At 69.7% G+C, this 10,392-nt stretch carries 10 protein-coding genes; 7 read left to right on the top strand and 3 right to left on the bottom strand.

What is annotated here, in order from left to right; genetic code table 11:
* The first annotated feature begins 103 nt into the window (after window positions 1–103).
* Both CH341_RS21760 and treZ read left to right on the top strand, forming a co-directional pair.
* Window positions 104–508, top strand: a complete 405-nt coding sequence (locus tag CH341_RS21760; protein ID WP_111421079.1) for a DUF6496 domain-containing protein — start codon at window positions 104–106, stop codon at window positions 506–508.
* 83 nt (window positions 509–591) lie between these two features.
* Window positions 592–2,457 (top strand): malto-oligosyltrehalose trehalohydrolase, encoded by a 1,866-nt coding sequence (gene treZ / locus CH341_RS21755; RefSeq protein WP_111421078.1) that lies wholly within the window; start codon window positions 592–594, stop codon window positions 2,455–2,457.
* 13 nt (window positions 2,458–2,470) lie between these two features.
* Here treZ and CH341_RS21750 read toward each other — a convergent pair whose 3' ends face one another.
* Window positions 2,471–3,163, bottom strand: coding sequence for a GntR family transcriptional regulator (locus CH341_RS21750; protein ID WP_111421077.1), 693 nt, complete (start codon window positions 3,161–3,163; stop codon window positions 2,471–2,473).
* A 330-nt stretch (window positions 3,164–3,493) separates the two neighbouring features.
* On the opposite strand from CH341_RS21750, the gene CH341_RS21745 reads away from it, so the two are divergent.
* Genes CH341_RS21745 through CH341_RS21735 form a run of 3 tightly spaced genes read left to right on the top strand, consistent with a single transcriptional unit; the run spans window position 3,494 to window position 6,407 of the window.
* Window positions 3,494–4,525, top strand: coding sequence for a TRAP transporter substrate-binding protein (locus CH341_RS21745; RefSeq protein ID WP_170149749.1), 1,032 nt, complete (start codon window positions 3,494–3,496; stop codon window positions 4,523–4,525).
* Window positions 4,522–5,133, top strand: coding sequence for a TRAP transporter small permease (locus tag CH341_RS21740; protein WP_170149748.1), 612 nt, complete (start codon window positions 4,522–4,524; stop codon window positions 5,131–5,133). Before CH341_RS21745 ends, CH341_RS21740 begins: the two co-directional genes overlap by 4 nt.
* Window positions 5,130–6,407, top strand: a complete 1,278-nt coding sequence (locus CH341_RS21735; protein WP_111421074.1) for a TRAP transporter large permease — start codon at window positions 5,130–5,132, stop codon at window positions 6,405–6,407. The genes CH341_RS21740 and CH341_RS21735 overlap by 4 nt, the downstream gene beginning before the upstream one ends.
* On the opposite strand, the gene CH341_RS21730 is transcribed toward CH341_RS21735, so the two are convergent.
* Complete coding sequence (locus CH341_RS21730; protein WP_170149747.1) at window positions 6,393–7,004, bottom strand: MarR family winged helix-turn-helix transcriptional regulator; 612 nt, start codon at window positions 7,002–7,004, stop codon at window positions 6,393–6,395. The genes CH341_RS21735 and CH341_RS21730 overlap by 15 nt on opposite strands.
* A 205-nt stretch (window positions 7,005–7,209) precedes the next feature.
* Here CH341_RS21730 and CH341_RS21725 point away from each other — a divergent pair, with 205 nt between their 5' ends.
* Together CH341_RS21725 and CH341_RS21720 are read left to right on the top strand one after the other, a co-directional pair.
* On the top strand, window positions 7,210–7,740 hold the full coding sequence (locus CH341_RS21725; protein ID WP_111421072.1) for a flavin reductase family protein: 531 nt from the start codon (window positions 7,210–7,212) through the stop codon (window positions 7,738–7,740).
* Window positions 7,737–9,248 carry a 4-hydroxyphenylacetate 3-hydroxylase family protein gene (locus CH341_RS21720; protein WP_111421071.1) on the top strand — a complete coding sequence of 504 codons (1,512 nt, stop codon included), beginning with the start codon at window positions 7,737–7,739 and terminating at the stop codon, window positions 9,246–9,248. Before CH341_RS21725 ends, CH341_RS21720 begins: the two co-directional genes overlap by 4 nt.
* A 20-nt stretch (window positions 9,249–9,268) precedes the next feature.
* Here the strand turns inward: CH341_RS21720 and CH341_RS21715 are convergent.
* Window positions 9,269–10,392: hypothetical protein (locus CH341_RS21715; protein WP_210208515.1), on the bottom strand; the 1,124-nt coding region annotated here is incomplete at its 5' end.

Here is a 10,392-nt window from a genome sequence, read left to right as displayed (position 1 = left end):
GTCGCGGCGCGACGGCAGCGCGCCTGAATGTATCGTCTCTTCACATTGGTGCGGAACTCCGGCGCGCGGTCTCCGTTACCACGGTGGATTCGGAGGAGCGCGCATGGCCAAGAGCTCGGCGACGAAACGACCGGCGAGACGACAATCCAAGCCGCAGAAGGACACGGTGGAGCGCGTCATGCACGAGTTCAAGCATGGCGAGCTGAAGACGCGTGGCGGCCGCAAGGTGAAGAATCCGAAGCAGGCGATCGCCATCGGCCTGTCCGAGGCGGGCGCCTCGAACCGCCAGAGCCCATCCGACAATCGCCGCACGCGAGAGCGCACCAAGCGCAAGGAGCGATACGGGCAGACCGGTCGGGCCGCCGCCGAAGGCCGGCGCAACGATCCGACCGCCAATGCGAGCCGCGACACCCGGGCGGCACTCTATGCGGAGGCGAGGCGGCGCGACATTGCGGGCCGCTCGCGGATGAGCCGCGACGAGCTCCTGCGCGCCTTGCGTCGTCGCTGAGGCGGCGCGCGTTTCTGAAAAGTCCTCTCGGCACGGGCGGATCTCCCTTGGCTCAGGCGTCCTCTTCCTCCCCGGCCCGGGCCATGCCCGCGGACGTCGTTCGCACCATGCCGATCGGCGCCGAGCTGCAGCCCGGCGGCGGCGTGCATTTCCGCGTCTGGGCGCCGCTGCCGGACGAGATCGTCCTGGTGGTCGACGGCATCGAGCACGACCTCGCCGCCGAGGACGGCGGCTATCGGGTGGCGTTCGTTCCAGACGCGACGGTGGGATCACACTACGGCTACCGGGTGTTCGGCAACGCGACGCCGCTTCCGGACCCTGCCTCGCGCTGGCAGCCGGACGGTCCGCACGGACCGAGCTGCGTGCTCGACCCCGACTCCTACGCCTGGCGCGACGAGGCCTGGGCGGGCGTTCGCGGCGCCGACGGCCACGTGATCACCGAGATCCATATCGGCACCTTCACGGCCGAGGGCACCTATGCGGCGGCGGCCGCGAAGCTGCCGCTGCTCAAGGAGGTCGGCATCACGGTGGTCGAGCTGATGCCGGTCGCGGAGTTCCCCGGGGCGTTCGGCTGGGGCTACGACGGCGTCGACCTGTTCGCGCCGACCCGGCTCTACGGCTCTCCCGACGAGCTGCGCCGCTTCATCGATACGGCGCACGGCCTCGGCCTCGGCGTGATCCTCGACGTCGTCTACAATCACTTCGGGCCCGACGGAAACTTCCTGCCCTGCTTCTCGAAGACCTATCTGTCCGACACGTACGAGAACGAGTGGGGCGACGCGATCAACTTCGACGGCGAGGGCGCCGCCCCGGTGCGCGAGTTCGTCCGCGAGAACGCCGCCTACTGGGTGCGCGAGTTTCACTTCGACGGGCTGCGGCTCGACGCGACGCAGCAGATCTTCGACGCCTCCGCCACCAACATCGTCGCCGAGCTGACCGCCGCGGCGCGGGCCGCTGCGGGGCGGCGCAGCGTGTTCGTCGTCGCCGAGAACGAGCCGCAGGACGGCCGGCTGGTGCGTCCCGCCGAGGAGGGCGGCTACGGGCTGTGCGGCACCTGGCACGAGGATCTGCACCACACGGCGCATGTCGCGCTCACTGGCCGGGCCGAGGCCTATTATTCCGACTACACCGGCTCGGCGCGCGAGCTGCTCGCCTGCGTCAAGCACGGCTTCCTGTATCAGGGCCAGCGCTCGAGCTGGCAGAAGAAGCCGCGCGGCATGCCGTCGCTCGATCTCGCCTCGCACAGGCGCATCACCTTCCTGGAGAACCACGATCAGGTCGCCAACTCGGCCTTCGGCCGGCGGCTGATCGATCTCACCGACGCGGCGCGGCTGCGCGCCATGACGGCGCTGCTGCTGCTCGGCCCCGGCACGCCGATGCTGTTCCAGGGCCAGGAGTTCTTCTCCTCGACGCCGTTCCTCTATTTCGCCGACCACAAGCCCGATCTGGCGGCGGCGGTCGAGAAGGGACGGCGCGAGTTCCTGATGCAGTTCCCGAGCGTGGCGGCCGTGGAGACGGCCAAGCCCGGCGCCGCCGCGACCTTCGAGGTGTGCCGGCTGGACTGGAGCGAGCGCGAGCGCAACGCGGGCGCGCTGGCGTTGCACCGCGACCTGATCGCGCTGCGGCGTGCCGATCCGGTCCTCTCCGCCGACGTGCCGCGCGACGGCGCCGTGATCTCCGAGGATGCGTTCCTGGTCCGGTTCTTCGGCGACGGCGCCGAGCGGCTGCTGATCGTCACCATCGGGCACGAGGTCGCGCCGCGAATCTTCCCGGAGCCGCTGCTGGCGCCGCCGGAGGGACGGACGTGGCGGCTGCTGTGGTCGAGCGAGGACGCCGCCTATGGCGGGGAGGGCGCGCGTTCGCCGCTCGCCGAGGACGGAAGCTGGGTCTTCCCGGGCCGCGCCGCCGTGCTGATGGAGAGCGTGACGGCGCCGCACGGGAGCGAGTGACGGCGCGCGCGGCTCAAGCCGCGTCGTCGTACACGATCTTGGCGGCCGCGCAGGCCTGTTCCACGTGCTCGCGGGCGGCGCCCCGGGCGGCCTCCGCATCGCCGCTGCGGACCGCGTCGAAGATCTTCGTCATCTCGCGCAGGCTGAGGCGGGCGCGCCCCTTCCGCGACATCGAGCGCGACCGCAGGAAGGTGATGCGGGCCATCAGGCCCTGCAGAATCTCCTGGATGATGCGGTTGCCGCAGCCCGACAGCACCGGCTCGTAGAAGCGTCCCGTCGAGGCGAGCTGCGCGATCAGGTCGTCGGCCGCGACGGCCGCCTTGAAGTCGTCGAGCGCGGCCCGCATGGCGGCGAGCCGGGCACGCGTCGCCTGCGCCGTGAACAGGGCGGCCGCCTCGCCCTCGAGCAGCGCCCGGACCTTGTAGATCTCCTCGATCTCCGGCCACGACATCGTCGGCACGAAGAAGCCGCGGTTCGGCGCCATCGCGATCAGCCGCTCGGCTTCGAGGCTGCGCAGCGCCTCGCGCACCGACGGGCGGCTGATCCCCAGCATGGCGCAGAGCTCGCCTTCGACGAGCCGGTCGCCCGGCTTGAACAGGCCCGCCAGGATCGCCTCGCGCAGCTTCTCGACCGCCTGCTGCTGCACCGTCTTGGGTGAAATCCTGAGGTCGAGGCGAGGCTTGAGATCGATCTGGTGCGTGGCCATGGGCGAAGTCATCGGATCCGGCGGCGCTCGATCGGCGCGCGCCGCGTGAACGGGAATCGTCCTCACCATACGCGAATCTGCATTCTTCGGCAGCATTCACCCGGCCGAGTGGCCCGAGCGGGGCCTCGTCGCCCGCCGTGCTGCGGCGCGAAACTTGCATGCTCGTCTATGTTCCAGCTTGACAGATTGTCTTACAATATGGACATCTACGTAGCGGCGGGGAACGCGCGGCGGCGGGCGGCCGGACGGCTCCCCGCCGGCGCCGGCTCGGATCGGGGTTCAGGAGCGGAGCCTCGGAGCGGGCCCGGATCAGATCAGAGGGGAGTCCAGATGCAGTCGAGGTCTCGCTACGATCGCCGTCAGGTCGTGTCCGGCCTTCTGGCCGGTGCCGTGGCCGCCGGGACGGCCGGCCGCGCGGCCGCGCAGTCGTCGCCCGTCTACACCATGAAGGTGGCGACGCTGACGCTGAACGACGCGCAGCACGAGTGGATGCGCATCTTCTCCGGCCTGGTCGAGAGCGGCAGCGGCGGGCGGATCAAGGTGGAGCTCTATCCGGCCGGCCAGCTCGGCTCGGCGGCGCGCTCCATCGAGGGCACCCAGTTCGGCTCGATCCAGGCCTTCGTGGTGCCGCCCGAGTTCCTCAGCGGCGTCGACAGCCGCTTCGAGGTGCTGGGCGCGCCGGGCGTGTTCAAGGATCTGGAGCACGCCAACCGCACCCTCCAGGCGCCGGAGTTCAACAAGGCCTTCCTGGCGCTCGGCGCCAACAAGGGCCTCAAGGGCATCGGCGTGTTCATCAACGACGCGGCGGCGTTCAACAGCCGCGCCAAGATCGAGAAGCTCGCCGACTTCAAGGGCCGCAAGTTCCGGGTGCTCGCCTCGGCGATCCAGATGGAGCAGCTCGCCAAGCTCGGCGCCACCGGCGTGCCGATGTCGCTCGGCGAGGTGCTGCCGGCGCTGCAGCAGGGCACGATCGACGGGGTGATGAGCGGCCTGCCGGTGCTCACGGCGCTGCGCTTCTACGACGCCGCGAAGTTCTTCCTCGACAGCGACCACGCGATGGTGACGGTCGTCACCGTGGTGAGCAAGATGTGGTACGACAAGCTCCCCAAGGATCTGCAGGCCGTGATCGACGACGCCGGCCAGAAGGCCAGCGTGCAGGTCTTCCCGTGGGCGGTCGAGTTCGCCGCCAAGCAGCGCGTCGCCTGGGTCGCGGCGGGCGGCACCATCACCAAGCTCTCTCCCGACGAGCAGAGGGAGCTGATGAGCCTGCTGCGGCCGATCGGCCCGGCCGTCACGTCCAAGAGCCCCGGCGAGAAGGCGCTGTTCGACCTGATGCTCAAGACCGCCGACACGGTGGCGTGAGCCCGGTGGACGCCGATCCGCACCCTCCGGACGAGCCGCCGCGGGCCCGCTCTGCCGTCCGACGGTTCGGCGACCGCCTGGCCCAGGCGTGCCTGTGCGTCGCCGGGGCCGCCCTGGCCGTCATCGTGGTGGTCAACGGCGCCAACGTGACGGGCCGCTACGTCTTCGGCCGCCCGATCGCCTGGGCCGAGGAGCTGATGCTGCATCTGATGGTGCTCATCGTCTTCGCCGGCGCCGCGTCGGTGACGTGGCGCAACGCCCATATCCGGATCGACATCGCCGTCGAGAAGCTGCCGGAGCGGCTGCGCCGCTCAGCCCTCGTCCTCGGCGGCGTCATCGCCATCGCTGTTCTCGGAACCGTCGGCGTCGTCGGCCTCGACGTCGTCACGACCCTCTACGCCTTCGACCAGCGCAGCGACGCGCTGGAGATGCCGATCTGGATTCCGCAGAGCGTCGTCTCCGGCGGCATGCTGCTGATGGCGTTCATGGTGGCGCTCCGCCTGGTCTGCGCCTGGCAGGCCTGGAGCCTCGGCGCGCCGCGTGAGCCCGAGGAGGCCGAGGTCGCCGCCGGCGAAGGCAAGCTGAACGACGGAGCCGTGTCGGCATGAGCGCCGTGGTGATGGTCGCGGTTCCGCTGGGTCTGCTGCTGCTCGGCGTGCCGATCTTCGTCGTGCTGCTGCTCGCCGCACTCGTCGGCATCCTGCAGATGGGCGACGTGCCGCTGCGCGCGCTGCACACCGCCGTGGTCGGCAGCCTCGACAGTTTCCCGCTGCTCGCCGTGCCGCTGTTCATCTTCGCCGGCGACATCATGGCGCGCGGCGGCATCGCACGCCGCCTGGTCGAGCTGGTGCTGTCGGTGGTCGGCGGCATCCGCGGGTCGCTCGCCGTGGCGACGATCGCCTCGGCCTCGGTGTTCGGCGCGATGTCCGGCTCGAGCGTCGCCTGCGTCGCCGCGATCGGCAAGCTGACCCTGAAGCCGCTGGAGAAGAACGGCTACGGCCGCACCTTCTCGGTGAGCCTGATCACCGCCACCGGCGTCATCGACGTGATCATTCCGCCGTCCATCCCGATGATCATCTACGGCATCGTGGCGCAGCAGTCGGTCACCAAGCTGTTCGCCGCCGGCATCGTGCCGGGGCTGATCGTCGCCACGGCGCTCTCCGCCTACATGCTGCTCTACGCTCGCGTGAAGCGCATTCCGGTGACCGACACGCTGCGCTGGCCCAACGTGCGGGCGAAGGCGAAGGACTCGGTCTGGGCCGTGCTGGCGCCGGTCGTGATTCTCGGCGGCATCTACGGCGGCGTGTTCACGCCCACCGAGGCGGCCGGCATCGCCTGCCTCTACGCGATCGTCATCTCGGTCTACGTCTACAAGGAGCTGACCTGGCTCGATCTCGGGATGATGACGCTCGATTCGGCGGCATTGATCGCCCAGATCATGGTCATCGTCGCGGCGGCCGGCGCCTATTCCTGGCTGATCACCACCAGCGGCTTTCCCACCCGCCTGGTCGGCTTCGTCGACGGGCTGATGCTGGATCCGTGGCTCCTGCTGCTGGTCATCAACCTCATGCTGCTCTGCGTCGGCAGCGTGCTGGAGCCGCCGGCCGCGATCCTGGTGCTGGCGCCGCTGCTGACGCCCGTGGTGGAGAAGGCCGGGATCGATCCGATCCATTTCGGCCTGATCGTCACGGTCAATCTCGCGGTCGGCATGTTCATGCCGCCGTTCGGGCTGAACCTGTTCGCCTCGCACGCCCTGTTCGGAACGCCGCTGCCGCAGCTCTATCGCGGCGTGGTGCCGTTCCTGCTGATCTATCTGGCCGTGCTGATGCTGCTCACCTACGTCCCGGCCGTGACGCTGGTGCCGCTGTCATGGCTTCAATGAGGACCGGGCGGCCTCGCTGCGGCGGATCTCGGCGAGGGCGTTGTCGGAGTTCGACACGAACCGCTCGAGAAACGAGGAGACCGCGGCCATCTCGCTGCGCGACACGCCCTCGAAGAGCAGATCGTTGATCTTGCGCAGGAACGGCGCGAGCTCGAGGATCGCGGCCTCGCCGCGGGGCGACAGGCTCACCAGCACGCTGCGCCGATCGTCGGTGTTGGGACGCTTGACCAGGAGCCCCTTGCGGATGAGGCGGCCGACCTCGGTCGTCACATGGGTCGGTGCCAGCATCACGTGGTCGGCCAGCGCCCGGATCGTCACCCCCGCGCCGTTCTGCTGGTAAGCGGTTCCGATCAGCACGGCGAACTGCGATCCGGTGAGATCGAGCGCGCGGCCGAACGCCTCGCGGCAGGTGAGCAGACGCCCGAGCGCCAGCACCATCAGATACAGCGTCTCGCGAAACGCGCCGTCCTGCCCGGCGGACAGCATGGCCGGATGCGAGACGGTCAGCGGCACGGCGAAACAGCCGGCAGGCGAGGTCTTCTCGGCCTTCGGCGATGCCTTCGCGGCGGGCACGGACGCGCGCTTTCGAAGCGACATCGGCGACTCTCTGGTGCGGGACGGACGGTGGACGGACATGCTGGCTCCGGAACAGACGCGCTGCTTCATATCGCGTTTGCGGCGCACGAAAAAGCGTCGTGCGCTGCAGCGCATTTGAGCACGATCCCGCGTCGGCGCTCGCTTGACACCCGGGCAAATACGTACATGATGTAGCTACATTATGTATGTAAAGCGCGGAGACGCCATGCCGCCGGACGATGTGGAGCTGAGGCGCGTGTTCGGCCACTTCGCGACCGGCGTCGCCGTGGTCACGGCGCAGTCCGGCGAGGGCAGGGCGGGCGTCACCGTCAACTCCTTCTCGTCGCTGTCGCTGAAGCCGCCGCTGGTGCTGTTCAGCCTGACGCGCTCGCTGCGCAGCCTGCCGGTGTTTCTCGAGGCGGGCCGCATCGGCATCAACATCCTCGCGGCCGGGCAGCGCGACATCTCGCATCGCTTCGCGACCATGGGGGCCGACAAGTGGGCGGACACGCCGCTGAGCGTCGGCCCGCACGGCGCGATCCTGATCGACGACGCGCTGGCGCACCTCGAATGCGAGCGTCACGAGGCGGTCGACGGCGGCGACCACGTGATCCTGATCTGCCGGGTCCTCGACGTGCGGGCGAATCCCGGCGACCCCTTGATGTTCTACCGTGGCGGCTACCTGCCGGAGTCGGGCGGCCGCGGTGGATCGACCCTCGGCCGCTCGGCCGACCGTGTGACGAGAGCCCGATCATGAACATGCAGAGCCCCGCCGCCGTCTCGACCGCGACCAATCCCGCCGGGCTTCGGAGCGGCGCCGCGTATCTGGCCTCGATCAAGCAGGACGGGCGGCGCGTCTATGTCGACGGCGAGCTGGTCGCCGACGTGACGACGCATCCGGCGTTCCGGGAAGGGGCGCGCGCGATGGCGCGGCTCTACGACATGGCCGCCGATCCGGCGAACCGCGAGCTGATGACCTATCCGTCGCCGAGCTCGGGCCGGCCGGTGCTGCGCGCCTACCAGATCCCGCGCTCGCACGAGGATCTCCGCGCCAAGCGGCTCGCCGCCGAGGCGTGGGCCGAGGCGTCGTTCGGCCTGATGGGGCGCACGCCCGATCACGTCGCCGGCTTCTTCTGCGGTTACGCCGCCGTGCCGGAGGTGTTCGCCGTCCAGGGCCAGGCCTTCGCCGACAACGTCGTGGCGTTCTACGAGCATCTGCGCGAGAACCACCTCTACATCACCTATGCGATCGTTCCGCCGCAGATCGACCGCGGCAAGCCGGGCCATCTGCAGTCCGATCCGACGCTCTATGCGGGCGTCGTCGAGGAGCGCGACGGCGGCATCGTGGTCTCGGGGGCGCAGCAGCTCGCCACCGGTGGCGTCTACTCGGACTATCTCTATCTGAGCTGCATCCATCCGCTGCAGCCGGGCGACGAGAACTACGCGATCGGCGTCGCCGTGCCGATGAACGCGGAAGGCATGCGGCTCTATCCGCGGCGGCCCTATGCGGCCCAGGCGACGAACGACGTCGACTATCCGCTGTCCAGCCGGTTCGACGAGACCGATTGCTTCGTCGTGATGGACAAGGTGTTCGTCCCCTGGGAGCACGTCTTCATCTACCGCAACCGCGACGTCTGTCGCGATCAGTGGTGGAAGACGCCGGCGCACACCTACGGCAACGTCCAGGCGCAGGCCCGCTATGCGACCAAGCTCCGCTTCATGATCGGGCTGGCGAAGCGGCTCAACGAGATGACGGGCAACGACGCGAACCCGGCCGTGCAGGTGCAGATGGGTGAGCTCGCCGCGCTGGTGGCGATCGTCGACACGATGATGCGGGCCCAGGAGCTGAACGCGACGATCGACGACAAGGGCGTGCTGTGGCCCTGCAAGTCGACGCTCTACGCCGTGATGGCGCTGCAGTCGGAGATCAACCCGCGGGCGATCGACATCATCAGGGAGCTCAGCGGCGCGGCGATGATCAGCCTGCCGTCGTCGGCCGCCGACTTCGACGGGACCGTGACGGGCCCCGACATGGAGCGCTTCATGCGGTCCGGAGTGGCGAGCGCCCGCGATCGCTACGCGCTGATGCGCATGGCCTGGGACTTCATCGGCACCGAGTTCGGCAACCGCCATCAGCAGTACGAGAAGTTCTACGGCGGCGCGTCGTTCCTGGTGAAGCAGAACATGTTCCGCAACTACGACTTCGCACGGGCGACCGCGATGGTGGATGCCGCGCTGCGGCTGCCGCCGACCCTGCGGGAGTAAGGGCACCGAGGGGACGAGCCTCACGGTGCCGCGGTCTCGACCAGCGTCCAGCCGTGCTCGCGCAGGCCCTGCCTGGCCCGCTCGGTGACGCCGCCCGTCACCCTGATCTCGATCGCCTTGCCGAGCCCGCCGCGCCGGATGTCGTCGTCCATGGCGGCGACGAGGCCGCTCACCGGCTCGGTCCAGGCGAGCATGTCGAACGGCACCACCGCGACGACGGTGCCGCCGCGGGTGCGGTTCACGGCGAGGCCACGCACGTCGACGAACTCGGCCAGCGCCTCGGTCTTGAGGTGATGGTCGGCGATCAGCTCGGCCCGCCGCCGGAAGAAGAAGGCGAGGTCGCGGCTGCCCGCCTGGGCGGCGCGGGCGACGAAGATGTGCTGGTTCTTGACGCCCTTCATGCGGGCCAGCGCCGTGACGATCACGGTCTGGTCGGTCGGCGTGAACACGGTGTTGTCCAGGAAGGCGGCGGTGATCGGCACCGGCACGCCCATGGCGGTCAGCGACGCCCGGTTGAGGTCGCGCAGCTCGGACGGCGCCTTGTCGAGGGCGAGCTGCCCGAGGTCCTGCCCGGTCTTGCTGCCCGAGACCGCCATCCCGGCGGCGCCCGGGATCGCCATGAAGGCGCCCGAGACGGACAGGTTGCCGAGCGCGATCACGCGGGCGGCCTCGTTCAACGCGTCGGCGAGCGGCTTGAAGTCCGTGTAGGGATCGACGCGCAGGCGCTGGGCGAGCTGTCGGCGCGCGGCGCTGACGCCGAGCAGGGCCTCGCCGGGCTTGTCGCGGCCGTGGCCGACATTGCCGGCCGCCGATCCGATCCGGCTGAACAGCGCGCCGACCCCGGACATGCCCTTCTCGATGGTGCCGACCGGATTGCCGATCAGCCCGACCGCGAGATCGACCGGCTTCATCGCCGCGGCGCGTGCGGCGTCCAGGAAGGCCTGGGACTTGTTCATCTGCTCGAGCAGGGCGACGGCGCGCAGCTCGTCGAGCCGCACGGTGAGCAGCTCGCGCCCTTCGACCTGGAACTGGCCGTAGGAGGTCGACAGCGAGAAGAGCTGCAGGAAGCCGTCGCTGCGGACCGTCTCGTCCACCCGAAAGTTGCTGCCCCGGGCCTTGCCGCCCAGCAGAGCGGTCGCGGAGG

The organism is Rhodoplanes roseus (genome assembly GCF_003258865.1).
In the GTDB taxonomy this organism is placed as follows: domain Bacteria; phylum Pseudomonadota; class Alphaproteobacteria; order Rhizobiales; family Xanthobacteraceae; genus Rhodoplanes; species Rhodoplanes roseus.
The sequence above is the reverse complement of the archived record's forward strand: the minus strand, read 5'-3'. Positions and strand labels throughout refer to the sequence as shown.

Excerpts from the sequence above, each read along its gene's own strand:
- CH341_RS21725 (WP_111421072.1), top strand. The coding sequence starts at position 7,210 with ATGCCGCCGGACGATGTGGAGCTGAGGCGCGTGTTCGGCCACTTCGCG.
- CH341_RS21730 (WP_170149747.1), bottom strand. The coding sequence starts at position 7,004 with ATGTCGCTTCGAAAGCGCGCGTCCGTGCCCGCCGCGAAGGCATCGCCG.
- CH341_RS21760 (WP_111421079.1), top strand. The coding sequence starts at position 104 with ATGGCCAAGAGCTCGGCGACGAAACGACCGGCGAGACGACAATCCAAG.
- CH341_RS21735 (WP_111421074.1), top strand. The coding sequence starts at position 5,130 with ATGAGCGCCGTGGTGATGGTCGCGGTTCCGCTGGGTCTGCTGCTGCTC.
- CH341_RS21745 (WP_170149749.1), top strand. The coding sequence starts at position 3,494 with ATGCAGTCGAGGTCTCGCTACGATCGCCGTCAGGTCGTGTCCGGCCTT.
- CH341_RS21750 (WP_111421077.1), bottom strand. The coding sequence starts at position 3,163 with ATGGCCACGCACCAGATCGATCTCAAGCCTCGCCTCGACCTCAGGATT.
- treZ (WP_111421078.1), top strand. The coding sequence starts at position 592 with ATGCCCGCGGACGTCGTTCGCACCATGCCGATCGGCGCCGAGCTGCAG.
- CH341_RS21720 (WP_111421071.1), top strand. The coding sequence starts at position 7,737 with ATGAACATGCAGAGCCCCGCCGCCGTCTCGACCGCGACCAATCCCGCC.